The sequence below is a fragment of the Brucella sp. IR068 genome (genome assembly GCF_049065885.1).
Taxonomy (GTDB): Bacteria; Pseudomonadota; Alphaproteobacteria; order Rhizobiales; family Rhizobiaceae; genus Brucella; species Brucella intermedia.
Genome location: NZ_JBAKHE010000006.1, coordinates 55258 through 80099 on the forward strand (window position 1 = coordinate 55258; position 24842 = coordinate 80099).

The window sequence follows — 24842 nt, forward strand, 5'->3', positions numbered from 1 at the left end:
ATGAACGCGTTACGCAGCTGAATATATTTCAGCAACCTTGATGGAGTCAGGCCAAACTCCGTTGCAATTGGGTCAAAATTCTGCAATTTCCGCTAAATATGACAATTTCAGTCAAATTGGGCCAAACGGAAATCTGCATGCGACCGAAACACGCCATCGACTATCAGAATTTACCGCGGCCTCTGGCGGTCATGCGGCGTGAATATAAAACCGGCATGAATTTTGGCTGGCACAGTCATCGGCGCGGTCAATTGCTCTACGGGAATACCGGTTACATGACGGCGCTGACCGAAGAGGGCGCGTTCATGCTTCCAAGCGGTTACGCGGTGTTATTGAGACCAGATCTGCCGCATGCGGTGGAAACGTTCGGCGAAACGGAAATGTATTCGGTCTATGTTGAAGAGAACATTTCACGCGACTTATGGGAGGAGACGCGGGTCCTCAAAGTTTCCGCCTTGCTCGACGCCAGCATACAGGCGCTTGCCAAGGAGCCCCTGCTCTATGACGAAAACGGACGTGGCAGGCATCTTTCCGCTCTCATCTTGGACGAAATCCGCTGCGCGGGCAGGCAGCCTTTGACGGTACCGCTTCCGACAGAAAAGCAGCTCCGAAAGCTGTGCAGGAATCTTCTTGGAAATCCGGGTCTGGACCTTACCATCGATGACTGGGCTGAAGAGGTGGGCATGAGCCGCCGGACGATGACGCGCAAGTTTCGCCAGGAAACTGGGATGAGCTTTATTGAATGGCGTCAGCGCCTGCGTGCTTCCCATGTCATGCGTCGTCAGGCTGAAGGTGTCCCATTGGCCATGGCGAGCGTGGAAGCGGGCTATCAAAGCGTTTCAACCCTGCGCAAAGTGATGAAAAGCCTCAATCTGGTATAATGAGTTTTAATGGCTTCTCGTAAAATCGCAGCGAAACGCTTCAGCTTGGCATTTTTCAGCGGGCAAGATCACACAATGTGGCAGTCACTGTGTCGTTCGCCTTCCCTGTTGGTCCTGATAGATCGAATTATGGCGCTCGATTGCGAGTACCATACTTCTTTACAGTCAAGACCATGTGCGACGCTCGTTACAATCTCAACACGAACCTCAATAAATCGACGCATCAAAGCCCAACTCAGACACAGTTGCAAAATTTCAGCATAATCAGACGACAAATCGAATTGCACGCTGAATATCGAAAAAGTCATTAGCTCTGAAAAGCAGTGTGCGGGGGGCCGGATGTTCGATCCCCGGATACCAACTGCCTCGATAGGCTTCGATTGGGTTTGTGTATTCCACAATGAGCTCGAACGTGTTTGCGAGTTTTGGAAGGCATTTGGACAGGTCGCGCGATAACGACCGCTCAACGCCGTCGCGAATTGCTTTAACGGCAGCCTGCGGTGACAAAGAGGAGGTTGCGGGGCCATGTCCTTCGCTGGTGGCGACCGTGCGAATACCAGACACGAATTCATGCGCTTCGCTACACATTCCCGAATCCCCCGAAAGAAACGTCGAAGGTACGCCATAGCGTGCCGCACAGAGGGCGTTCAGCGTGAATTCAGAAGCAACTTCGCCGTTGATCAGCATTCGCGAAACAGTGCCAGTCAACGTGTGAGCTAGCGGATTGGTATCGGTGCCAGCCTTGTTGTGATAACCGGTGTACAGCGCCGCACTGAAACTGCGGTCAATACCAAACATCATGGCGTCGGGGTGCCCGCTCCAGCCCCGGACGATGCGAACATAGTCGGGAAGTTTCGAGAGGATCAGATTACGCGCGGTAGAGTGTGCATCTTTTACCACGATCTCCTTCGCACCTGCTGCCCGTGCACCCTCGCAGGCGGCGACCAGTTCGTCTGTCATATATTCGCGAAACTCTTCGTAGTCAGCATGCCCTTTTCGCGCCTCGTCCCAGTTGGTGATACCAGCCGTACCTTCGATATCCGCGCTTATGAATATTTTCATGACTTCGCTCCTTATCCGCATACGTGCGCCCGAAGGTGCGTTAATATTCTGAGACTAACTTGGCTGGCCGCGAGCCCTCTTTCAGGCGGCCTTTCCGGCTTCCCGACGTTCCAGAAACATCGGTCCGACCCGTATACCGGTTCGCCCGGCCTCGTCAGTTGCGCCCAGCTCCAGTATTTCTTCTTCATAAAGCAACCCGCGCATGCGGTACCGGTTGCCATCGACAGGTTCGCAAGTATGCGTGCAGAAATACTCGATCAGGCATTTGAGTTGGCCGTGGCTATAAGTCAGGTATGTGATGTTAAAGTCTGGCCCGTATCTGCCCAGATGAGAGGCTATTTCCGTTGGAACTTGCTCTGTAGGAAGGCTATCGGCTTTCAGCCACTCCTGACCTTTCCAATCGAGTTTGCCGGGTTCGGGAAACGAGACATCCATATGAGGATAGTCTGCTCCACGACCGTAGATGCGACCGTCAATGACAAAATGGTTCTTGGACTTCGGACGAATTTGCAGAGGCACACCCTCTCCCATGAGATAGAGTTTGCCTGCCTTTTCCTTTACCTCGATAACTTCACCACTTTCAACCTGACGGTAAAGGCCTGGAAGGGTGGCAAACTGCTCGTCAGTTATAGCGGGCGGCACCTGGACGCCGTGCGGGCGCTTGCCCATACCATTTTCCGACAATGCAATACGCAAACCATCGCCAGCCAGGCGCGAGGCAATCTGATTGGCAAAATCCAGTGTGGCAAAGATAAGAACGCCAAATCCAGCACGGGGGAGCAAGGTCATCTGGGATGCATAACCATAAACCGCTCCGCCATGTCCAACTGAAGTCCAGCCATCCATGTCGCCAACACCAAAACACAGTCCATAGCCGTTCTGGGTTCGGTCGTGGCCGGTTGGTCGCCTTCCAATCGGCGTCCACATCTCCCGCAATGAAGCAGGGCTGATAACGGAATGACCATTGGGCGTAAAACCACCGCGCAGAAGACATCTCGCGTAGCTTGCCATGTCACGGTTAGTTGAGAAAATGTTTCCAGCAGGAGAACCACCGAGGCTGAAGACCGGCGCGGGACTATCCCCGTCTATAGTCCACATCTCAGCAGGCGCGAGACGTTCGCGAATACCCTCTGCCATACCCGAGGAGGTGTCATACATACCGAGAGGCTTGAGGATATTGTCAGTTATATAGTCTGCATAGCTCTTGCGTGTTACCTTCTCGATAACCAGTCCAACTACCGCAATTCCGGCGTTGGAATAATGCATGGTTCCGGCGCTGGGGTCCTGTTTGAGTGTTGAAGTTGCAAGCTCGGCCACTGTATCTGCAAGCGGAGGGCGATGGGCGTCAAGATAATGGCCGCTTTTGGGTTCCCGGACGATACCGGCGGTATGACTCATCAACTTGCGAAGGCTGATATGGGAGCCGAAAGGCCCACTTTCACGACCGACGAACGGATTGATAGGCTGAAAACCTGGAAGATATTCAGAAACATCCACGTCGAGGTCTAAAAGGCCCTTCTCGACCAATTGCATAATCGCGACCGAAGTGAAGGTTTTGGTAATCGAACCGATACGGAAACATGTTCGAGCATTCATCTCGAAATGTCGTTCGGGATGCTGAATATGCCCTTCCGCCAGCAATCCGTCCCGATCAACAAGTGCATAGGAAATTGAAGGTATGGTCTTGTCTTCCACCTCATGGCGGATAAGGCTTTCGAAGAGTTCAATTGATTGATTTGAAAGCTTGGACACAACAATACTCCCGAGGTTCAGCTTGAGTGGCGAGGATCAAGAACATCTCGCAGCGCGTCGCCGACAAGGTTCCATGACAAAACAAAGAGAAAGATTGCAGCGCCGGGAAAGACCAGCGTGTACCAGTATTGGAAAGGGTTTCCCGGCTGACCCACGATCCAGTTTCGCGAATACGCGATGAATTGCCCCCAGTCTGCATAGCCTTCCTCAGTGCCGACACCAAGGAAACTGAGCGCTGAAGCCGAAAGTACCATTGAGCCCGTCGCCATGGTGGCCAGAACAAGGACGGGAAAAAAGGCGTTGGGCAGAATGTGCAACGCAATAAGACGAAGATCTCCGGCTCCATAGCTTCGGGCGGCATGGACATAATCCATCTCACGAATACGCAGGATTTCGCTGCGGATGACGCGGGCGTATCCCATCCAGCCAAAAGTTGTCAGCGCGATCGTAATCGGACCGATGCCCTTTCCAAGAAGGGCGGTCAGGACCATGGCTGCAATCAGGAATGGAACAGCCATGAATACGTCGACAATGCGCATCAGAATCTCATCGACTGCACCGCCGTAATAGGCGGCGACAGAACCGATCAATGTTCCGATCAACACGGAAATGGCGACCACACCGAGGCCGATCTTGAAGGCCGTACGGGTGCCCCATATGACTGCATAATAGATGTCATACTGACCTTCCGTGGTCCCGAAGATCGCTTCGGCGGAGGGCGGTTGCGGTGTCGCCAGAAAGCCGGCTCGCGGCGTGTCATAGACCGACATCTGGAATTCCTGCGGCGGCGCCAGTACCGGCGCGAATATTGCCACCAGCACAAAGGCCAGCAAAATCAGGACTCCAATGAGCGAGACAGGATTACGCAGCAGATATCGCAGCAATTTCATCGTGTCTTCACCCTTGGATCGAGTAACGGATAAATCAGGTCAACGATCAGGTTCATTAGTACAAGCACGATCGCGAAATAGAGGCTGAAGCCGAGAATTGCCGGAAAATCCAGATTGGCGGCAGACTTGGCGGCGAACTGACCAAGCCCGGCATAATCGAAGATGGTTTCCGTGATAACGACGCCGCCCATCATCGTCGCCAGCTCCATGCCAGCAATTGTGGTAACGGGTAGAAGCGCATTGCGGCGGGCATGGCGCAGTTCCACAACGCGTTTAGGCATACCCTTGGCTCGTGCAGTACGCACATAATCCTGACGGAGGGTCTCCAGCATCGAGGTTCGCATCACACGGGTCATGCTGGCGAGATTGACATAGGTCAACGTAATGACAGGGGCTGCAAGGTGACGAAGGGAATCCCAGAATATCTGAAGATTGCCATTGAGGATCGCATCAATGGTATTGGCGCCGGTATATCTGGTGAAATCCGGGGACATGACAGTCGCTTGCGCCCATTGGCTGAGCCTTCCCGGCGGAAACCAGTCAAGCGCGGAATAAAAAATCAGCAGCATCAACAGTCCAAAGACGTAGACAGGAAACGACCACCCCAGAATGGTGAATATACGGATAAGGTGATCCGGCCATTTGTTGAGATAAATGCCCGCACGCGAGCCCAGATAGATCGCAAGCAGAAAACTTGGAATGAAGGCCAGTAGAACCAGCTCCAGTGTTGCAGGCAAAAGAGACGTCAGCGCATGGGATACAGGTTGACGTGCAGTCTCGGACCAACCGAGATTGCCGGTCATGATATTACCGATCCATCTGCCGTATTGAACGTGGAAGGGATCGTTAAGCCCGTATTGTTCGATCATGCGCCGGATGCTCTCCTGTCCCCCTTTGAGAAAGTCAGGCGAAGGAGCGTAAGCCGCCAGCCGTTGTGTTGGCGATAGCGACATCTGCAGCGCGAAGAGCATCAATGACAAGGCAAAAAGGACGACGGGAAGCGTCAGCAACCGCCTCAAAGCGTAATTCAGCACACCAGAATCCGTTTCGCTTGGAGTTGGGGAAAAGAGCCGGGCGATCGTATCGCCCGGCACGTTTCAGCAAGGGCTCAGTCAGCCTTGGTCACCGGGTAAAAATCCCAGGCACCGTAGAGGATCATGTTATGTACGTAACCGTCGATATTACTCCGGGTAACGATGTAGCCGAAATCTTCCCAGAGGAACTGGGTGGTTGCGTAGTCGTGAGACATCGTCTGCAGTTTTGCATAGATTGGTTCGCGAACGGCAGGGTCAGAGGAAGCCCAAGCCTCGTCCAGCAAGGGTTTGAATTTTTCGGCCATCAGCCCCCGATAACCATCGCCGAGCATGCCGCCAACGAGACCTGTTGGTGAAAGATAGTAAGTTGCTGCACCGAGCGGACCACCTGGATCGGAATAGTCTGGGCCCCAGCCCATATAGGTCAGCGGAGACGCCGGCTTTTCGCGATTATTGAGCTTGTCCGAAATCGATGCCCAAGGCAGCGACTGGATCTTCATCTTGAACTTGGGATTGATGCGCTGCAAACCCTGCTGCAGTGCAGACAATGCGGCTGTACCCTGCGGCGTGCCTTCCTGTACATAGGCCGTGAAGGTAAAGCCTGTTTCCCAGAGCTTGCCGCCGAAAGCCTTCTTGAAATGTTCTGCGGCCTTCTTCGGATCGTAGCTATAGATAGGAGAATCGTCACGATAGCCCATGATGCCGCGCACGGTCGGGCCACGCGACTGGACGGTCTTGTTCAGAAGAACCTGTTTGATAAGCGCATCATAGTTCTGTGCGTAGTTGAAACCTTTGCGCACATCAATGTCGGCGAAGAAATCCGGCGGAATACCGTTTCCGTCAAGCTTGCCGCTGCCGAGTGCGGGATTGTCCGCGTCATCCAAAGGCCACGCAAAATAAAGTCCGCGACTGAAAACCTTAGGCAGTCCGTCAACAACCTTGACACCCTCGGTCTTGCCGAGTTCATCAAGAAATTCAACGGGAGCCGTGACGAAATCGGCGTCCCCCGAAAGGAGTTGCAGGCGTCGTGTCGTCCATTCCGGCACCGTGCGCATGACCACGCGCTCGAGCTTTGCTGGTCCCATGAAGTAATTATCGAACCGCTTGAGCGTGATGCGGCGATCAGTACGATCCCATTCTTCGAGCATGAAAGGCCCGGTACCGTTTTCCTGGGCAAACAACGGGTCGTCGCCAAGCTCGGGACGATAATATTTTATCCACGTATCACCATTGCCATCCCACCCGCCGACCGAAGCAACCCATTCCTTGTCAACAATGGAAGCACCGAAAGGGAGAGCCAGAACACCGAGCGTAGCCGGGAAGGATTTCGGAAGTTTCAGGACGACATTGTCCCCTTCGACGGTAATTTGTGATGCAAGCTGGTCATAAACATTGCGGAGGGCTTGAGGATCAGCGTCTTTGATATCCTTGACATTTGCCTCGGTCTCGACCCACTTCGTGACATCCGGATATTTCCCGGCTGTTACCACCTCGGTGATGGCGTTCGACATCCATGATTGACCCATGAGAATAGCCCGCAACAGCGAGTATCGCACGTCTTCAGGTGTGATCTGGCCATATCCAGGTTCTATCTTCGCCTTCTGGTCACCCGCCAAACCGTCGTAGTTTTGCCAGGTTATCTTACCGTCGCTACCCTTAATCCCTACTTTGTGAGCGTGGACGTCCTTGCGGATGGGAAACGTATAGCTGATCGATCCGTCACTGCCCTGTTTTATAAGTCCGTTTTCCAGCGTCGGCACCTCGCTGGAAAGGGCGGGCACAAATTCCGAAATCTGTGAACCGTTATAATTGAGAAGGCGACTATAGACGTTCAGCACGCCGTAGGAACTGGGCGTATTTGCAATATAGGCCGGATCGAAGGACTGAATATCGTCAGTCCAAAGAAAGACAAATGTTCCTGGATTCTTGGTCTGCGCGACAGCAGGCGCCACCGCCAGGCCAAGGCCACAGGAAAGGGCCAGAGCCAAAGCACGTTTCATGGATATGTTCCCCTATTTGGTCTTGCAGTCTTCTTTTGAATTTAAGCTAGGAGCACACTTGCATCGGTGTCCAATGCGTAGTTAGAATGAATTATGCAAATAACGCATGAGGTCGTTATGGAGCTAGCTTGGCTCGAGGACTTCCTGGAAATTGTTGCGACGCGGAATTTCTCCACGGCTGCTGCATCGCGAAATATTTCGCAGCCAGCGTTCAGTCGGCGCATCAGGTCGCTGGAGTCATGGGTCGGCGCAGATCTTCTTGATCGAAGTACCTATCCGGTGCATTTGACAAGTGCTGGTAACATGTTCGTACCGCGCTGTCAGGAACTCGTTAGAGACATGTACCGTCTTCGCACCGATTGCCACAATGTTGCGGGCGCCAATTCGCAGCTTCTTACATTCGCCGCCCTGCACACACTGGCGATCTACTTCTTCCCGAACTGGATCAGCGGTTCCGGATTTCCGAGTTCCCCTGTTCGCTGCAGTATGCACACGGGTGATTTTCTCGAATGTATTGAACACCTGTCTTCTGGAAAATGTAACTTCGCGATTACTTATGACCACCCTGATGGGCCACCCGTTCTCGAAGCGGGGCCGTTCGAATCTTTGCAGATTGGAAAAGATCGTCTCATCCTCGTCTCGGGAACTGATGCAGCAGGCAAACCTCTTTACGATCTGGACACGGTTGAGGGCGAAAGAATTCCTTACCTTTCCTATTCATGGAATGACGGCTATCTGGGAAAGCTCATTTCTCTCATCCAGTCACGCTGGCGACGTCCGCTCAACCTCAGCACCGTGTATCAATCCTCGCTTGCGGAGGGCCTCAAACAAATGGCTATCGCCGGTCAAGGGATCGCGTGGTTGCCCCAGATATGTGTGCAGAAATCGATCAGCCAGAACGAATTGACTCAAATCGGCGGCCAGCAAATGTCCTTGGAGATAGAAATTCGAATCTTCCGGCGCGCTGGCGCGAAAGACCGGGATGCAGAGGCATTCTGGAAATATCTCGCAGAAAACCAGAGCCGCGCGCGCAGCCTAATCGATCCCGCACTTAAGCTGCGCTGAGAGTGTCCATGCGAAAACAGAGAGGGTAATGCAAAGTTTGCATAACCTTTTTCAGAAGCACTCTCGGCCGGATTTTTTGATTGAATAGGCATGGTTGGTCTCTTCCCGCCAGCTGTTTGTCCCCGCGGCAAGCCATTTGTTACGAAGACGGTATGTTGACACGAGCTTTGGACAAAGCATTAGATGTTCCCAAAAAGCGGGCCAATCGCAAGGGGAACCAGTTTGACCAGGATATCGACAAGTAGTTTAGCCCTTCCCGACAACATCATCCTGTCCGTTGAAAATCTCGAAGTGTGTTTCGCCCCGAACGCTGCAAAGCCCGTGCGCGCCGTGCGCAAAGTATCGTTTCAGATCGGGCATGGAGAAACCCTCGCGCTGGTGGGAGAATCCGGCTCGGGGAAATCCGTGACGGCGATGACGGTAATGCGCCTGACTGAATTTGATGGTGCGAGGATTACTGATGGCCAAATCCTGATGCGGCTGAAGGACGGTTCGATTGCAGATCTGGTAAAACTTTCCGAAAGGCGTGTCGAGGGGCTGCGCGGCTTTGAACTCTCAATCGTCTTTCAGGATCCTATGTCTAGCCTGAACCCCGTCTTCACCGTCGGGGATCAGATTGCGGAAGCCGTTATCAGGCACCAGAAAAAAACGCCAAATGATGCAAGGCAGATAGCGCTAAATGTTCTAAAACTTGTCCGTGTGCCCGATGCCGAGCGGCGGCTGGACCAATATCCGCATCAACTTTCTGGCGGTATGCGCCAACGGGTGATGATCGCGATGGCTCTGGCATGTCGGCCGTCGTTGATGATCCTCGACGAGCCCACGACGGCGCTGGACGTTACTATCCAGGCTCAAATACTGGATCTGGTGCGAGCGCTGCAACGGGAAATCGGTATGGCAGTTCTGTTCATCACCCACGACATGGGCGTTGTTGCAGAAATCGCGGATCGCGTGTGTGTGATGCTCAAGGGGGAGATAGTTGAGACCGGACCTGTCGACGAGATATTCAACAATCCGCGGCATCGGTATACACAAGCATTGATCTCGGCTGTCCCGCGGCTTGGCAGCATGGCAGATAAGGACGGACCTGAAAAATTTCCTCTCCTTGTTTACGAGCCAGATCTGGTTCTGACGGAGGTGGCGCAATGAATGATGCTGCCATGCAAAATATTGCTAAAGCTCCTCTTGTTGAAGTTCGTAACCTCATTACACGCTTTGAGCTCAAGGGCGGCCTTTTGGGACGTACTACCGGCCGTGTCCATGCGGTCGAGAGTGTTTCCTTTGATATCTTCCCCGGCGAAACCTTGGCGCTGGTGGGCGAATCCGGTTGCGGCAAGTCCACGGTGGCACGGAGCATCATGCAACTGGACAAACCGCAGTCCGGTTCGATCCGGTATGATGGAACCGAACTCATCGGCGCATCCAAAGCGGCGCTCACACGATTTCGTCGCGAAGCACAGATGGTATTTCAGGATCCGTTCTCATCGCTCAACCCGCGCATGACTATAGAACAGGCCTTGATTGATCCCATGCGTGTCCATCGGGCAGGACGAACAAAACAACTGCGGGAACGGGCTGTTGATCTGCTCGCCAGGGTCAACCTCCCGGCTGACCACCTTGACCGCTACCCGCACGCCTTTTCCGGTGGTCAGCGCCAGCGTATCTGTATTGCTCGCGCACTGGCGCTCAATCCGCGCCTGATCATCGCGGACGAAGCTGTTGCTTCACTTGACGTGACAATTCAGGCGCAAGTCATCAATCTGCTGATGGACCTTCAACGGGATATCGGTATCGCAATCTTGTTTATCAGCCATGATATGGCTGTCGTCGAACGCATCGCACATCGGGTTGCAGTCATGTATCTGGGCGAGATCGTGGAAATCGGAGATCGCCGCTCGGTCTTTAACAATCCTCAGCACCCGTATACCAAGAAGCTGCTTTCGACCGTTCCTGTTGCCGACCCCGCACGGCGTCCAATCGGCCGCGAACCTATGTCGGATGAAATTCCGAGTGCCGTAAGGGCGCCGGATTTTGTGCCAATTCATCTACCAATGAACCAGATCAGTCCAACGCATTACGTGCGCCAATCTTAAGTGCAAGCTTGGCGGCGCTGCTACCCTCAGCCTGCCAAGCGGGCTGTACTCCGCCGGCTGTTTCATAAGGTTGCCAATCAACGCAATGTAAGACTTGCAGCGCCAGCCGATATCAGGCGCGACTTCCACAGTGGGAACGCCGATCGTCATGCTTCATATTGAACCCTTATTGAGCGCGAAGAGTTTTTCCTCAGGGATTGAACTCCCTCATTCCTGCTCGAACGGCTCGCGGATACTCTGTAATTTAACGGGGTCCGCTGAGCCTGAGAACAGAATGCTTAAGGCTAACCATCCACTGCTGTTTCTAACATATCTTTCTTGGAGATAGGCCGTCTCTTAGTTAGTAGATTCATATCAGGTTTGAATAACACCATACCCATTTGGGATTTTACATTTGTACCCACCTACCGCATGCTTTTCACTAAAAATGGGGAAATGAGAGTTGCGACCAGTGATTAGCGATACCTGGCTACGTAAACCGGAGCACAGGGCAGCTGTATTCAACGCCATGTGCTCTCAAGGAGATGCAAGGGTTGCTTCAATTTGTGGCCATCGATCTATCTTCGGTCGGCGACGTCGCGCCTTCAATTGCAAATGAAGTAAATTCGACGCAGGAGAATTAAATAAACTCAAATATTATTGGATATTATGATTATTTTTTCCAATATATTTAAGTCTACATTGGAAATGAACCACAAAGCCTGAAAAACAAAACACAACCGAATATTCGGGTTGAATGTATAAAAGGGGATAGAATGCTTACAAGAGCTAGATTGCTAGTGGCCACCGGATTGGTCAATTTGACTTTGATGTCACCAGCACTCGCTGATCAGATACTACGTTTGGCGAATTCTGACGATCCTCGGACCATAGACGTCCAGATGACGACGAATGACTATACAATTCCGCTGAATGTATATGACCGGCTGGTGGAAGCAGAAACGGTAGCTCCCGGGCAGTCGGAAATCGTTCCATCGCTTGCTGAAAGCTGGGAAGTCTCTGAAGACGGGAAAACCTACACTTTGCATTTGCGCAAAGGCGTTATGTTCCATAATGGCGAGGAACTGACAGCCGACGATGTCGTGTTCACCTATGACCGCATGCTGAATCCTGCAACCAAAGCGTTGAACACCGATATCCTGGACTTCGTCGAAGGGGCGAAAGAACGGCTTGATGGCTCAGCGCAGTCCGTCTCAGGTTTGCAGGCTGTTGATAAATATACAGTCAAGATTGTTCTGGTCCAACCTTATTCGGCTTTCATTGCACTGCTCGCCAGTCCACAGGCATCAATCTATAATCGCAAATTTACCGAGCCACTCGGTGACAAATATGGTCTGTCGCCTGAGACTGTTAACGGTACCGGCCCGTTCATTTTGAAAGAGTATAATCTGAACGACAGCCAGATGATGGAAGCCAATGAGAATTATTTCAAAGGCCGTTCCAAGTTGGATGGCGTTCTCATCCGTGTTGTTCCCGACGCGGAAACCATGCGTATGTTGTTCGAATCTGGCGAGATAGACGTTTTCGATACGGACTCAGCTATCACGCAAGTTCCATATTTTATGAAGAACGAAAAATGGAAGGACCAGATTCGAAAGGGTCCGATTGCCGGCTTGGATTATTACCACATCAACCAGAAGATTAAGCCCTTTGACGATGTGCGGGTGAGAAAAGCTTTCCAGATGGGTATTAACCGTCAGGAAATACTAGACAAGATGTTCTATGGTGAAGGACAGCTCGAGAATGGTGTTCTTCCAAGCGGTCTCACCTGTTACAAGCCGGCCACGCCGATTGAATATAACCCCAAAAAGGCCAAGGAACTGCTGGCCGAAGCAGGTTATCCAGACGGGGTGGACATTGCCTTTTCTCAAGTGAGCAGCTGGTCGTCAAAGTGGGTTGACCTGAATCAGCTCGTTCAGGCGCAGTTGAAAGAAGCCGGTTTTAACACTGAAATCAAAGTCGTTGATGAATCGGCATATTTCGCCATGCGCAAAGGCGGCACCATCAACAATTATTCCCAGGTCTGGTCTGCCGATTTCAATGATCCGGATAACTTCTTCTACACCTTCTTTAGCAAGACCGGCACTTCGGTGCGTGGTTTCAATAACGAAGATCAAGAAGTTTTCGACGGCATCGAAAAAGCCCGGAGCATGACCAACCCCGACGAGCGCTGCGAACTGTATGCAAAGCTCGCCGAGCGTATTGTCCAGACGGATGCTGCGTGGGTTCCAATGTATAGTCTCAACCATCTGTTTGTCGTACAGCCGCGGGTGAAGAATTTTGTGGTCCCATGGAACGGATGGACAAGCATGAGCTACTATAAGATGGAAGTTGAAGACTAATCATACTGGCCGAGGAGTCATGCCTACTCCTCGGTCATACTTCCATTCTTACAGCTCCATCCCAGCATGAATTGATGAGCCAGCTCCAGCTCGTCAATTCATGTCAGCCGAAGATAATGCTCGTGCGGCGTTATCTTAGCCATACAGATGAAAGCCTCCACGCAATGCTGACCTTTCTGATTAAGCGTATTGCGGTCTCCATTCCCGTCTTGATCGGCGTGACCGTACTGCTCTTCATCATGATGAATATCATTCCAGGCGATCCAATCGCCTTGCTGATGAAAGAGCATGCCAGCGCTGAAGTTATAGAGCGCGTGCGAGCTCAGATGCATCTTGATGATCCACTGATCACTCGTTACTTCCGGTTTCTGTTCGCTGCGGTTCAAGGCGACCTGGGTGTTTCCATAAAGCTCAATCGCGATGTCACGACCCTGATCCTTCAAGCGTTTCCCAACACGCTTTATCTGGCGGCCTGTGCGGCCCTCGTATCATGGATGATTGGCATTCCGGTCGGCATCCTGTCAGCCGTAAAGCGCGATTCAGCGCTCGATCATTTTTTCATGGGTTTCTCGCTGCTGGGCGTTTCGATGCCGGTTTTCTGGTCCGCGCTCCTGTTGCAGTATATTTTTGCCATGCAGTTGAAATGGCTTCCGGTATCGGGCTTCTACGGCTTCAAATATGTCATTCTGCCAGCTATTGTGCTGGGCTGGAGTTCGGCAGGCGTTATCGCGCGTTTGACGCGGTCAAGCCTGCTGGAAGTCATGCGAAACGACTATGTGAGAACAGCGCGCGCAAAGGGCCTGCGCGAGATTTTCGTCATCCTTCGCCATGCCGTTAAAAATGCTCTTATTCCCGTTGTGACAATCATGGCAATCCAAGTTGCCGGACTGTTGTCTGGCGCAGTCATTACGGAAGCGATTTTCGGCATTCCGGGTATTGGCCGCATATCAGTTAACGCAATTCAGGCGCGCGATATGCCTCTACTTCAGGGGTCGGTTCTGTTTGCCACTGTACTGGTACTGATCGGCAATCTGGTTGCTGACATACTTTATTCCGTTCTTGACCCCCGTATTCGCCATCAGATGAAGGGAGGGGCGAAATGACCGAACTCGCTCAGGCAAACGACGCCTATGTCGAAGAAACGGAGAGCGCCAGCTTTCTGCGCGACACAGTTCGAATATTTCGTCGCAATCGAATGGCAATGACGGGCTTGATTATTATCGTCGTTCTGGTGCTGACGGCAGTATTTGCACCTTATATAAGTCCTCATGATCCATATCGCGTCGATATGAACGAGCAATTCCTGTCGCCATCGCTCACACACTGGCTCGGCACTGATAATTTTGGACGGGACGTTTTAACACGCATACTTTACGGTGCGCGCATTTCGCTTGTGGTCGGCATCGTTCCGAGCTTCATATCGTTGATAATCGGCGCCATCATGGGCATCGTCAGCGGCTATTATGGCGGACGGATCGATTTTACGATCATGCGCCTTGCCGACATGATGATCGCCTTTCCGTCGCTATTGCTGGCAATGGTGGTGATGTACACACTTGGCGCGAATTTGTTCAACATCTTCATAGCTCTCAGCCTGGTCGGCTGGGCAAGTGTAGCCCGAGTTGTACGTTCCCAGACGCTGGCATTGAAAGAAAAGGAGTTTATCGAGGCCGCTCGCGCCAACGGATCGAAGAAGACAACGATCATGTTCCGGCATCTGTTTCCCAATGTAGTGCCTACGCTGATCGTTCTGTTCTCGCTCAGCATTCCTGAAGCGATCATGTGGGAATCGAGTCTCAGTTTCCTTGGCGTTGGTGTGCAGCCCCCTGAAGCAAGTTGGGGCCTGCTCGTTGCCAAGGGAAAGGAATATCTCTTTGCTGCTCCTCTCGTTGCCATCATGCCCGGCGTGGCAATTTTGATCACGGTGCTGGCATTCAACTTCATCGGCGATGGGATGCGTGACGCTCTCGATCCTTACATGAAAGATTAAGGCGGCTGATATGACCGATCAAAGGCCTCTGTTGAGAGTGCGCAACCTGCGCACTGAATTCAAGTCACATCGCGGAACAGTCCGCATCCTCGACAATGTATCTTTTGATGTCGGGCAGGGCCGGATTGTCGGTTTGGTGGGAGAGTCCGGCTCCGGCAAAAGCATGACGGCTTTGTCCCTGATGGGGCTGGTTCCATCACCCCCCGCGACCGTTAGCGCTGACAGTATCATGCTGGATGGCGTGGAATTGACAACCCTCACCAAAGATCAACTCCGCTCGAAACGAGGCCGCGACATGTCGATGGTCTTCCAAGAGCCGATGACTTCGTTCAACCCGGTCATAACCATGGCGCAGCAAGTGGGTGAACCGCTGCAGATTCATGGCAATTTTTCTAAACGCGACGTTCGCGACAAAGTCCGGCAAATGTTTGAGATGGTTGGCATTCCCGAAGCGAAAGCCCGCCTGGACGCCTACCCGCATGAATTATCGGGCGGCCTACGCCAGCGGGCAATGATAGCCATGGGATTGATCTGTGAACCCAAATTGCTGATTGCTGATGAGCCGACAACAGCGTTGGACGTCACGACGCAGGCGCAGATACTGCGTCTCATCATGGAACTGCGCGACCGCGTCGGCACTGCCATCATCATGATCACTCATGATCTGGGCATCATCGCCGAAATGTGTGACGAAGTGAATGTGATGTATGCGGGTCAGATCATCGAGCAGGCCAATGTATACGATGTTTTCGATCGTGCATCTCATCCTTACACCCGTGGCCTGCTGGCCTCGATACCGAAGGCCAACGAGAAGCCGGACGGTACGCGTCTGAAGAGCATCAACGGTATGGTGCCCAATCTGGCCAGACTTCCTGGTGGCTGCCGTTTCAATCCCCGTTGCAGTGATGCCATGTCCGTTTGCAGCTTTAAGGCGCCTGATCTGAACCTATTGGAGAATGGGCACAAAGCACGCTGCTGGCTGCATGACAAAGCAGGAGCCTCTCTATGAACAAGGTTCTCATTTCCACCGAAAAACTGAGCAAGCACTTCCGGCTCGGCAAGGGATTGTTTTCGTTTGACGAGAAAGTGGTTCGCGCAGTCGATGACGTTTCGCTGGAAATCTATGAGCGGGAGACCTTCGCACTGGTCGGAGAATCCGGTTGCGGCAAGTCTACTCTTGGACGCGTCATCTTGCGGCTTCTGGAGCGCAGTAGCGGTACGGTAAGCTTTAAAGGCCAGGATATTTATGCGCTTGACGAAGCACGAATGCGCGAACTGCGCAAACAGATCCAGATTGTGTTTCAGGACCCTTACGCATCATTGAACCCGCGAATGCGGGTGAGGGATATTCTGGCCGAGCCGTTGCGCGCGCACAATTTCGGTACCAGCCAGCAAATTGAGACGCGTTGTAAAGAGCTCCTCAATATGGTCGGTCTGCGTCCGCATCTGATCAATCACTATCCGCACCAGTTCAGCGGGGGGCAGCGCCAACGCATCGGTATTGCACGTGCGCTCGCCAACAATCCGGAATTCATTGTCTGCGATGAAGCTGTTTCTGCCTTGGATGTCTCGATCCAGGCCCAGGTTCTTAATCTCCTTCGAGACTTGCAAGAACAACTACAGCTTACATACTTATTTATTACGCATGACCTGAGTGTCGTACGACAATTCGCCGACCGTGTCGGTGTCATGTTTCTTGGGCGTCTGGTTGAAGTGGGTACGACGGAAGAAATCTTCAACAATCCGCAGCACCCTTATACGCAGTTCCTGATTTCCGCCGTGCCCCGTGCTGATCCGCACCAGCGCAACAGGGCCCGCCCGCTTTTGAAGGGTGAAATACCCAGCCCGATGAACCTGCCCAAGGGCTGCCGTTTCAACACTCGATGCCCCTGCGCACGGGATATTTGCCGAACCGACGAACCAGTACTTTCCGGGGATGTCGGTCTGCATCATGCCGCTTGCCATTTTCCAGGCGTCAAGCTTAGCGAAGTGCCCGCGGAAGCTTGACGAGCTTCAAGACTGGAAAGATTTTGCACTGCGCCGCAGCTTCACTGGCCATTTAAAAACATGATCGAGCTTCGATCGGCTTTGAACGGATTGGATACCTATGACCCGCATCTCCGATGATACTCTCGTTGATCGCCTGCTAACGTTTTTGCGCGAACAAAGCGGGCCGCTTAGTATTCCCGGCATAGGACTGTCCATCGTTCGCCAGGGAAAGGTTCTCTATACGGGCGGCATCGGCGTTCTGGAGGCGGGCACCGAGCGCAACGTCACGGCGGATAGCCTGTTTGCCGTTGCATCCTGTTCAAAGGCTTTTACGACCACTTTATGCGCGGTCCTGTCGGAACAAGGAAAGCTGGACTGGGATCGGCCGATCCAGGAGATATGGCCGAAATTTGCATTTGGTCCCCAGGTTATTTCCGAACAGGTAACGTTGCGGGACCTGTGTTCCAATCGGACGGGCATAGGCCAGGCAACCGCTGTAGAGTACGGCTCCATCCTGTCTTTTGAAGAAGTGGTCAACGGCGCTGGGGGTGTTCCAATGATCGCCCCTTTTCGCGATCGATATTCCTATTCAAATCTCCATTTCACCGTCGCTGCCGAAGTATGTAACCGGGTGAGCGACAAGACATTTGCCGATGCGTCAGCGGCATATATATTCGAGCCCCTTGGAATGACCACGGCATCCGCTGATCGGCCCGATCTGGAAACCGATCCGCGTTTCGCTCGACCGCATGTGCGAAATGGCGATGCAATGCTACCTGTCGCCTTGGAAAAGCTTTCCAACCTCATCGGAGCGGGGTCGGTTTCACAAAGCCCCAATGACGCCGCCCAGTGGTTGTTGTTCAATCTGAACGCTCATCCAAATGGCGCCGCGGTTCTGCCAGCGGCCAGGCTTGCAGAACTAAAGCGCATTCATTCCCGAACCACCCCGGAGAACACTTTCCTTGGCTACGGCCTCGGTTGGCGCATAGGCAGCGGTAACGATTTAACTGTTGTGGATCATACCGGCGCTATTGGCGGTGTACTTTCTCTCACTCGTCTGGTGCCCGATAGCGGGTTCGGAATCTTCATTTCCATCAATGCAAGCGGCACAGAGATTGAAGATTTCCGCAATGCAGCTGCCGATCTTGCCGTGGCGCTCGATCGTGGTGAGGCAGAAGCGGTTGCGACAATTTATGGGCAAGCGGTTTCTTCCTTGGCGGGAAGGCAATCACAATATCGCAAATCCATTTGGCGCAATATGAAGCCGGCTCCAGTTGATGCTTCCATTGCCGGCGTTTTTGAAGGCGGACCGATGGGTGCTTTGCGGATCGAAGCCCGCAACGGCTGTTTGACGACTTCGCTTGAGCTCTTGCCGGACTACCAATATTGCCTCATGGAAGCCGATACTGCCGGTACATATCCCTTGCGTTCGCTGAAGGCTCCGGAACGCTGGTGGGGCAAAGACGATAAGGTAGCTCAGCTTGTGCTGTCTCAAGACGGCGATACGATAACTTGGCAAAATATGTGGTTCGGTGAATGCAAATTTCACCGCAAGAGCATTTCCGCGATTCCGATTTAACCGGAACTGATCGATTTTCATAACACCGAGAACTGGTTCATTTCAGGTGTTATGGATTAATCCTTACGGTGTTGAGATTATGGACGATGGTTCGGGACAAAGACGCCGGTCGGGCCGGATTTTACGATACGGTAGTTCAGATGGATCGGCCGTATTAAATCCCGCACTCTTTATCACAATAATTCGCTCGGCTATCGACTGGAAGTCTGCCCTGAAGTGTACCGAGCTTTTAAGGGTGATGATTCCTACCCTTTTTGGATCTATGCCGAGATGAAAGAATATGGCCTGTGTTCCTGCCTGCGACCGCCTGCTGCCCACGATTACAGAAACACCGGTACCGGAAATTCGGAGCAAAGCCGTCAAACCAATGTCAATTGCGCTCCCCGCATAGAATTCACCAGTTCCATTGAATTTTCCGTTTCCCAGAGCAAGGACCTCGAACTCTGCTTTGAGTGGCGTAATGCCATCCGGCCCTGAACGCCCGCCAATTTCCGTCTTGAACCGGGCACCAGTCCCCTGCCGGTGTGCAATCTCTGCGGCTTGGGGATCGAAAACAAAAGCGACGATTGCATCTCCTGCCCTCTGCTCCAAGAGTTGGCGGATCAGGCCGGTGCTGTCACCCGTACCACCGGCGCCGGGATTGTCTTGTGTATCGACGAGAATTACCGGCCTTGTCGTTGAACGCGCCACTTCCAGCGCCAGACTGACACCTTCTCCTTCATTGAATACGCGGTCTCTGGCGTAGTCTGTTTCTGCCTTCAGGATGCAATCGGCAAGCGACTGCATATGCCGGTCGAGATCGGGGGCTTCTTCCCTGCCGTATCCAACTATCGCCGGACCGCAATCCAAGGTATCGGAGGGCGGAAACCCAGGCGCAAAACTGAGATGCAAACGATGCTCGCGCTCGATTTGCTCCAGCCGGGTATAAATCGAGGATGTCGGCTCAGCCAATGTACATTGAGATGGAATGGGAATGAGGTAGGGCGTTTGAACCAGCGCCTTGGCAAAACGCGTGCCACTTCTGCACATGTTGAATAAAACCTGTGCTGTCCGCCGTCCTGTTTCTCTCATGTCGACGTGAGGATAAGTGCGGTAGGCGGACATGAAATCACTGTGGCCTACCATTTCCGGGCTGATATTGGCGTGAAGGTCGAGACTACAGGCGATAGGGGCTTCAGGCCCGACAGCCTCGCGGATACGACGCAAGAAGTCGCCTTCTCCATCTCCTATGTCTTCGACGACCATCGCTCCATGGAGATCCAGTAATAGTCCGTCGAAAGGCCCTTTCGATGCAATCGCATCAAGAAAAAGGGCGACCACTTGCTCATATGCCAGCCGCTCGACGGTTCCACCCGGCTCGGCCTGACACCAGACAAGCGGGTGGAATTCGACGTTCTGTGAAATTGCCTCGTCTATCATGCCCGCAATAGGCAGATTGCGTCCCCTCGTGACTTCGGGGATAGCGGCTCCCAATGTCAGTGGAGGCCACCCTCCGGGCGTGTTGAACTCGGCCCAACCTGTTGTACCGGGTGCGAAAGTATTGGTCTCGTGCTGAAAGCCACCTATTCCAATTTTCATCTTAGATACAGGTCTCCTATACGATGCAAGCCGGGTGTAGACTATATCTTCATGAACAAAACTTGGAAAATATCGTTTGATGATAGTTTCATTCAAGCAGGATATGTTTTCCGCTGTTGTTCAATTCGACCGTGGAGCGCACAGATTTCGCGCGATAAGGGCGTCAACAGTTGAATTCATCGTGTTAACGATGGTCTCGATGAAACGCTCTCCTAGCTGGCTTCTACGCAAAGGGTCCGGTTGCCATATATTCAGGTAATAAGGGATGGGTTGGGCGAGCGGCCGGAGAACAACCCCCGCGCTTTCGAAAGCCAGCGCACTTAGTGGATTAATAATCGAGACCCCAATTCCGGCGGCAACCATTGTGCCGATCGAGGTTGCCGTCGTTGTTTCTACGACCAGATTACGCGCAATGCCTGCTGCATCGAACTGCGCGTCGATCTGGCGGCGATAGGAATCTTCTTCGGAATAATAGATGAGATCATGACGATCGAAATGAGCCATCTCAAGCACGTCGTGTTGTGCCAGGGTGTGATTGCGCGGCATGATGCACAGCAAATCCCCTGCGTAGAGATTGATAATGGAGTTCGTGTTGCCTGCGACGTTACCTTCGACGACTCCAAGATCGAAAAACTTGCTGAGGAGATCACGTGTTAATGCGGTTTCCTCCAGCGAATGAATTTTGAGAGAAGCATCGGGATAGATGCTGCGAAAGTTGTGAACCACCTGTGGCATAAGCGCGTGGGCGAATGCTGGCAGACACGCCACAGTCACGCGTTGGAGCCTTTCGCCGCGGATGGCACGTGCTGTCCGGGCAATCTCGGCGAGGCTGACAAATGAGCGTTGCACAATCACATTGAGCGCTACCGCCTGTGGCGTCATCTCAAGACGACGTTTTTCGCGTTGAAAAAGCGTAAAACCAAGGTCAGCTTCGAGCGCTTTCAACTCACGGCTGATTGTTGGCTGGGACGAGTTCAATTGCTTGGCAGTTTCGGTCACATTGAGAGTCTGCATCAATGACTGAAATATTTCCAACTGCCGGTGCGTCAGTTGCATGGTCCCCCTCCACGACGATTTTCACAACATATCATAAATGACTATTATCATGATTAATAGGAATTTGACGGCATGTCATGCTCTGTTAGCCTTACCGAAAAATGGGGACACTGGACGGTCGCAAAACAACCTGTCGGTGGTCAAGAAGACGACGGATCGTTCCTCCAATAAATGGAAAGAGTGAAGTAGATACAATGACGTCGTTCCGGCTCGCTATTCCACGGTCAGACGAAGGCAAACAATACTTCATCAAATGCAACGGGCTTGGCAACGACTTCGTCGTCATTGACGGTCGCAGTACCCCATTTCGGAAATCTTCCGACTATATCCAGTGGGTCTGCAACCGCCACGTCGGTATCGGCGGCGATCAGCTACTGGTTTTCGAAGCGCCTGAATCACCTGAGGCTTCCGTTCGGCTTCGCATCTACAATATTGATGGACAAGAAGCGGAAACATGTCTGAACGCTACCCGTTGCGCAGCCTGGTTGATTATGGAAGAGACAGAGCGAGACGAAGCTGTCATCGAGACACTCGGTGGGCCGATCCGGGCGAAACGGGCCGGCGATCACAAGGTTAGCCTCAGTATTGGTAACGCCAAATGGGACTGGCCCGAAATTCCTCTGGCGGGTTCCCTCGAATCTGCGGGTGCCCAATTGGAGAGCGGACCGCTGGTTAGCCCAATCGCAATCAATATTGGCAATCCCCACCTCGTTTATTTTGTTCAAAACCTGGGTGGGCTCGACATTGCCGCGCTTGCCGATCCCGTTCAAAAAAGTGGCTATCTTCCCGAGCAGGCAAATATCGGCGTGGCCGAAGTTACCGGCCCAGATTCGATCCGGCTCGTCGTCTATGAACGTCCAGGCATCCTCACGCAAGCCTGCGGCAGCGGCGCGTGTGCCGCTGTCCTCGCCGCAAGACGGGCCGGTCTCATATCGAGCGACAAGGTTACAGTCTATGCGCCCGGTGGTCAGCTTGAAGTCGAAGTTTTTGATGGCGAGACTTTCATGCTGACGGGCCCGGTAGACGTAACCTTCGACGGGTACATCGCATCCAACCTCCATCGGTGAAGGCGAGCGAAAAGCGCTGTCTCACTCGGTCACTCTCACCGACCGTATCTGATATTCCATCTGAAAGTGATAAAATGAAGAGTGAATTCCCTCAAGACACGTTGTGCGAGCTGGCTGCCCAATATGCGACGCCGTTATGGATCTATAATGCTGATGTAATTCGTCGGCAGATTGATCGTCTTGCCCCTTTCGATATTGTCAGATTTGCGCAGAAGGCATGTTCCAACGTCAATATTCTGTCGCTCATGCGCGAGGCTGGCGTGCACGTTGATGCGGTATCTCACGGTGAAATAAAACGAGCGCAACAGGCGGGATTTTCAGCAGCCGCTACAGCCACCGGCGCCGCGGGCATCGTTTTCACTGCCGATCTTTTTGACCGTGATACCCTCGATTATGTTGTGCGGGAGAAGATTGAAGTCAATGCAGGCTCTTTGGACATGCTGCACCAATTGGGCGAAAGATCACCTGGTCATCGTGTGTGGCTGCGTATCAATCCAGGCTTCGGGCACGGTCACAGCAAGAAGACCAACACCGGCGGAGAAAACAGCAAACACGGCATCTGGCATGGACAACTTGCCCAAGCGATTACCTTGTTAGAGCGTTACCGTCTCCATCTGGTAGGCTTCCACCTTCATATCGGTTCAGGCGTCGACTATCGCCACCTTGAGCGCGTCTGCCAAGCCATGACCGATATAATTTCATCGGTGGACCACGATTTTGAGGCGATATCTGCTGGTGGGGGTCTTTCTGTGCCCTACAAGAATGGGGACCAGGACATCGACGTCGCACACTATTTCAATCTTTGGGACCAGACCCGCCGGCAGGCAGAGAAAAAACTAGGCCATTCGGTGCGTCTTGAGATTGAGCCCGGTCGTTTTCTGGTAGCACAGTCGGCGGTTCTCGTGGCGGAGGTGCGTGCCACCAAACAGATGGGCGACAATCATTTCACTCTGGTCGATGCGGGCTTCAACGACCTGATGCGTCCGGCTCTCTACGGCAGTTATCACCATATTTCAGTTTTGTCGGCTAATAGTAGGGCCCGGAAGACTGAAGCTTCGCGCCCGACTGTCATTGCCGGGCCCCTGTGTGAATCAGGAGATGTTTTTACACAACAACAAGATGGCACCGTGGAAATGAGAGAATTGCCACCGGCTCATGTCGGTGACTATCTGGTGTTTCACGACGCAGGAGCTTACGGAGCATCGATGTCCTCCAATTACAATAGCCGCCCACAGGCGGCCGAATATCTGTTGGATGGCCCAGCATCCCGTTTGATCCGGACAAGACAGAAAATAACCGAGCTCTATCAGAGAGAATGTCCTAACTTGGCATCCCCGACTACCGCGAAGGCAATATAAAGTTTGCGCGGCTTTAATCCCGATAACAACATGATGGTGCTGAAATTGAACAATCAACGTAAAAGCGGGAATCCCAAGCCCGCCATTGCAGTAATAATGGGAGAAAACACCAGTGCCGGTGGAGATCGGTACGACATTTCGAAACATTATTTTGCAGCCATACACCGGGCTGGCGGCGTTCCATACGGCATACCCTACCTCTCAGATATAGTGGATCGGGTTACCCAGGAATTCGACGGCTTCTTAAGCATCGGTGCTCGAATAAAATTTCCCGATTCCTGGTACGTGGAAGGGGATCGGTCTGCTTTCCCATTTTCTGATCGTCTTGAAGTGGAAGTCGCCCTGATGAAGGGATTTCTTGCCAGGGATAAGCCTGTACTGGGCATCTGTAATGGGATGCAGATGCTGGGTTGTCTGAACGGCTGTCGGATGGTTTCGGACGTCCACGCGAGCCTGCCGAATGCAATCAATCACGATCAAGCTGATCTTCTGCATGAAGTTGCTGTTTCGGCGGGAACAAAAATGGCTGGAATATTGCAGGTGGACAAATTTAACGTGAATACGTTCCATCGCGAAGCACTTGTTGATATTTCCAAGGAGGTAACTGTCACCGCTCGCGGATCCGACGGCGTAATCGAAGCGATTGAAATTCCCTCACAATCATTTGCGATGGGAGTACAGTGGCATCCTGAATTATTTGGTACTGCCGAGCATCCCGGCAGCCGGCTATTTGACGCCTTCGTAAACGCCGCTGCGCAGCATTCTTGAAACAGGTTGGCTATGATAAGGCAGTCATCCGCAAACTGGATGATTTCTCTTGTCTTCAGAGAAGATCAGGCCTTTCCGGATGGGCTGAAGGGCTGTTGGCGACAGGAACAGTTGACGCACTCAACCATTGATCGCTTCGATACCTGATCTTCTGGCTCCAACTGTCAGCAAGCACCGCATGAGATGCGAGGCTCCCTCGCCTGTCGACCCTCCGCAAGGTTGTGCCTTCCATCCTCGTTGTCCATTGCCATTCTTTTGCCGCTCTGGCGATATTCCCGTTTTCACCAACTCGCCGGCAGTTCCTTCCACCGAGCCCGTTGTCACTTGTTAAAACAAGG

Annotated in this window: 19 protein-coding genes and 1 pseudogene; 13 read left to right on the forward strand and 7 right to left on the reverse strand. The window is 52.7% G+C overall.

What is annotated here, in order from left to right; genetic code table 11:
* The first annotated feature begins 98 nt into the window (after positions 1 to 98).
* The gene (locus ACOWVS_RS11795; protein ID WP_006469639.1) at positions 99 to 881 is read left to right on the forward strand and encodes an AraC family transcriptional regulator; all 783 of its coding nucleotides are present in this window, start codon (positions 99 to 101) and stop codon (positions 879 to 881) included.
* Between the two features lie 264 nt (positions 882 to 1145).
* Here ACOWVS_RS11795 and ACOWVS_RS11800 read toward each other — a convergent pair whose 3' ends face one another.
* From ACOWVS_RS11800 to ACOWVS_RS11820, 5 genes are all read right to left on the reverse strand, one after another.
* Positions 1146 to 1943, reverse strand: a complete 798-nt coding sequence (locus ACOWVS_RS11800; protein ID WP_006470748.1) for a M55 family metallopeptidase — start codon at positions 1941 to 1943, stop codon at positions 1146 to 1148.
* An 81-nt stretch (positions 1944 to 2024) separates the two neighbouring features.
* On the reverse strand, positions 2025 to 3695 hold the full coding sequence (locus ACOWVS_RS11805) for a serine hydrolase domain-containing protein (protein ID WP_006470750.1): 1671 nt from the start codon (positions 3693 to 3695) through the stop codon (positions 2025 to 2027).
* A 17-nt stretch (positions 3696 to 3712) separates the two neighbouring features.
* Positions 3713 to 4585 (reverse strand): ABC transporter permease, encoded by an 873-nt coding sequence (locus ACOWVS_RS11810; protein ID WP_006469636.1) that lies wholly within the window; start codon positions 4583 to 4585, stop codon positions 3713 to 3715.
* Positions 4582 to 5454 carry an ABC transporter permease gene (locus tag ACOWVS_RS11815; protein ID WP_006470751.1) on the reverse strand — a complete coding sequence of 291 codons (873 nt, stop codon included), beginning with the start codon at positions 5452 to 5454 and terminating at the stop codon, positions 4582 to 4584. The genes ACOWVS_RS11810 and ACOWVS_RS11815 overlap by 4 nt, the downstream gene beginning before the upstream one ends.
* Before the next feature lie 239 nt (positions 5455 to 5693).
* A complete protein-coding gene (locus ACOWVS_RS11820) occupies positions 5694 to 7619 on the reverse strand; it encodes an ABC transporter substrate-binding protein (RefSeq protein ID WP_006469634.1) in 1926 nt (641 codons plus the stop codon).
* Between the two features lie 117 nt (positions 7620 to 7736).
* Here ACOWVS_RS11820 and ACOWVS_RS11825 point away from each other — a divergent pair, with 117 nt between their 5' ends.
* The 8 genes and pseudogenes from ACOWVS_RS11825 (at position 7737) to ACOWVS_RS11860 (ending at position 18677) form a co-directional block, all read left to right on the forward strand.
* The gene (locus ACOWVS_RS11825) at positions 7737 to 8684 is read left to right on the forward strand and encodes a LysR substrate-binding domain-containing protein (RefSeq protein ID WP_006470752.1); all 948 of its coding nucleotides are present in this window, start codon (positions 7737 to 7739) and stop codon (positions 8682 to 8684) included.
* Between the two features lie 183 nt (positions 8685 to 8867).
* Positions 8868 to 10777 (forward strand): annotated as a pseudogene (locus tag ACOWVS_RS11830) (ABC transporter ATP-binding protein).
* 881 nt (positions 10778 to 11658) lie between these two features.
* Positions 11659 to 13119, forward strand: a complete 1461-nt coding sequence (locus ACOWVS_RS11835; protein WP_006470753.1) for an ABC transporter substrate-binding protein — start codon at positions 11659 to 11661, stop codon at positions 13117 to 13119.
* 74 nt (positions 13120 to 13193) lie between these two features.
* Positions 13194 to 14222, forward strand: coding sequence for an ABC transporter permease (locus ACOWVS_RS11840; RefSeq protein ID WP_235691686.1), 1029 nt, complete (start codon positions 13194 to 13196; stop codon positions 14220 to 14222).
* Positions 14219 to 15109, forward strand: a complete 891-nt coding sequence (locus ACOWVS_RS11845) for an ABC transporter permease (protein ID WP_006469628.1) — start codon at positions 14219 to 14221, stop codon at positions 15107 to 15109. Before ACOWVS_RS11840 ends, ACOWVS_RS11845 begins: the two co-directional genes overlap by 4 nt.
* Positions 15110 to 15119: 10 nt before the next feature.
* Complete coding sequence (locus ACOWVS_RS11850) at positions 15120 to 16118, forward strand: ABC transporter ATP-binding protein (protein ID WP_006469627.1); 999 nt, start codon at positions 15120 to 15122, stop codon at positions 16116 to 16118.
* A complete protein-coding gene (locus ACOWVS_RS11855) occupies positions 16115 to 17116 on the forward strand; it encodes an ABC transporter ATP-binding protein (protein ID WP_006470757.1) in 1002 nt (333 codons plus the stop codon). Before ACOWVS_RS11850 ends, ACOWVS_RS11855 begins: the two co-directional genes overlap by 4 nt.
* A 100-nt stretch (positions 17117 to 17216) precedes the next feature.
* Positions 17217 to 18677: a serine hydrolase domain-containing protein gene (locus ACOWVS_RS11860; protein WP_006469625.1), complete on the forward strand. Its 1461-nt coding sequence runs from the start codon at positions 17217 to 17219 to the stop codon at positions 18675 to 18677.
* 63 nt (positions 18678 to 18740) lie between these two features.
* On the opposite strand, the gene ACOWVS_RS11865 is transcribed toward ACOWVS_RS11860, so the two are convergent.
* Both ACOWVS_RS11865 and ACOWVS_RS11870 read right to left on the reverse strand, forming a co-directional pair.
* Entirely contained in the window at positions 18741 to 20351 is a 1611-nt protein-coding gene (locus tag ACOWVS_RS11865; RefSeq protein ID WP_006469624.1) for a M81 family metallopeptidase, read from the reverse strand.
* A gap of 24 nt (positions 20352 to 20375) precedes the next feature.
* On the reverse strand, positions 20376 to 21311 hold the full coding sequence (locus ACOWVS_RS11870; RefSeq protein ID WP_006469623.1) for a LysR substrate-binding domain-containing protein: 936 nt from the start codon (positions 21309 to 21311) through the stop codon (positions 20376 to 20378).
* Between the two features lie 194 nt (positions 21312 to 21505).
* Between ACOWVS_RS11870 and dapF the strand changes: the two genes are divergently transcribed.
* The 4 genes from dapF (at position 21506) to ACOWVS_RS11890 (ending at position 24835) form a co-directional block, all read left to right on the forward strand.
* On the forward strand, positions 21506 to 22378 hold the full coding sequence (gene dapF / locus ACOWVS_RS11875) for a diaminopimelate epimerase (RefSeq protein WP_006470759.1): 873 nt from the start codon (positions 21506 to 21508) through the stop codon (positions 22376 to 22378).
* Positions 22379 to 22452: 74 nt separating this feature from the next.
* On the forward strand, positions 22453 to 23736 hold the full coding sequence (gene lysA / locus ACOWVS_RS11880) for a diaminopimelate decarboxylase (RefSeq protein ID WP_006470760.1): 1284 nt from the start codon (positions 22453 to 22455) through the stop codon (positions 23734 to 23736).
* A gap of 30 nt (positions 23737 to 23766) precedes the next feature.
* Entirely contained in the window at positions 23767 to 24504 is a 738-nt protein-coding gene (locus ACOWVS_RS11885) for a gamma-glutamyl-gamma-aminobutyrate hydrolase family protein (RefSeq protein ID WP_235691685.1), read from the forward strand.
* A 127-nt stretch (positions 24505 to 24631) separates the two neighbouring features.
* Complete coding sequence (locus ACOWVS_RS11890) at positions 24632 to 24835, forward strand: hypothetical protein (protein WP_075041748.1); 204 nt, start codon at positions 24632 to 24634, stop codon at positions 24833 to 24835.
* Positions 24836 to 24842: the final 7 nt, after the last annotated feature.

Bases quoted from the DNA above. Each gene is read 5' to 3' on its own strand.
- ACOWVS_RS11800 (WP_006470748.1), bottom strand. From the start codon at position 1,943: ATGAAAATATTCATAAGCGCGGATATCGAAGGTACGGCTGGTATCACC.
- lysA (WP_006470760.1), top strand. From the start codon at position 22,453: ATGAAGAGTGAATTCCCTCAAGACACGTTGTGCGAGCTGGCTGCCCAA.
- ACOWVS_RS11860 (WP_006469625.1), top strand. From the start codon at position 17,217: ATGACCCGCATCTCCGATGATACTCTCGTTGATCGCCTGCTAACGTTT.
- ACOWVS_RS11870 (WP_006469623.1), bottom strand. From the start codon at position 21,311: ATGCAACTGACGCACCGGCAGTTGGAAATATTTCAGTCATTGATGCAG.
- ACOWVS_RS11840 (WP_235691686.1), top strand. From the start codon at position 13,194: ATGAGCCAGCTCCAGCTCGTCAATTCATGTCAGCCGAAGATAATGCTC.
- ACOWVS_RS11835 (WP_006470753.1), top strand. From the start codon at position 11,659: ATGACGACGAATGACTATACAATTCCGCTGAATGTATATGACCGGCTG.
- ACOWVS_RS11815 (WP_006470751.1), bottom strand. From the start codon at position 5,454: ATGATCGAACAATACGGGCTTAACGATCCCTTCCACGTTCAATACGGC.
- ACOWVS_RS11850 (WP_006469627.1), top strand. From the start codon at position 15,120: ATGACCGATCAAAGGCCTCTGTTGAGAGTGCGCAACCTGCGCACTGAA.
- ACOWVS_RS11885 (WP_235691685.1), top strand. From the start codon at position 23,767: ATGATGGTGCTGAAATTGAACAATCAACGTAAAAGCGGGAATCCCAAG.
- ACOWVS_RS11825 (WP_006470752.1), top strand. From the start codon at position 7,737: ATGGAGCTAGCTTGGCTCGAGGACTTCCTGGAAATTGTTGCGACGCGG.
- ACOWVS_RS11855 (WP_006470757.1), top strand. From the start codon at position 16,115: ATGAACAAGGTTCTCATTTCCACCGAAAAACTGAGCAAGCACTTCCGG.
- ACOWVS_RS11820 (WP_006469634.1), bottom strand. From the start codon at position 7,619: ATGAAACGTGCTTTGGCTCTGGCCCTTTCCTGTGGCCTTGGCCTGGCG.
- ACOWVS_RS11845 (WP_006469628.1), top strand. From the start codon at position 14,219: ATGACCGAACTCGCTCAGGCAAACGACGCCTATGTCGAAGAAACGGAG.
- dapF (WP_006470759.1), top strand. From the start codon at position 21,506: ATGACGTCGTTCCGGCTCGCTATTCCACGGTCAGACGAAGGCAAACAA.
- ACOWVS_RS11810 (WP_006469636.1), bottom strand. From the start codon at position 4,585: ATGAAATTGCTGCGATATCTGCTGCGTAATCCTGTCTCGCTCATTGGA.
- ACOWVS_RS11795 (WP_006469639.1), top strand. From the start codon at position 99: ATGACAATTTCAGTCAAATTGGGCCAAACGGAAATCTGCATGCGACCG.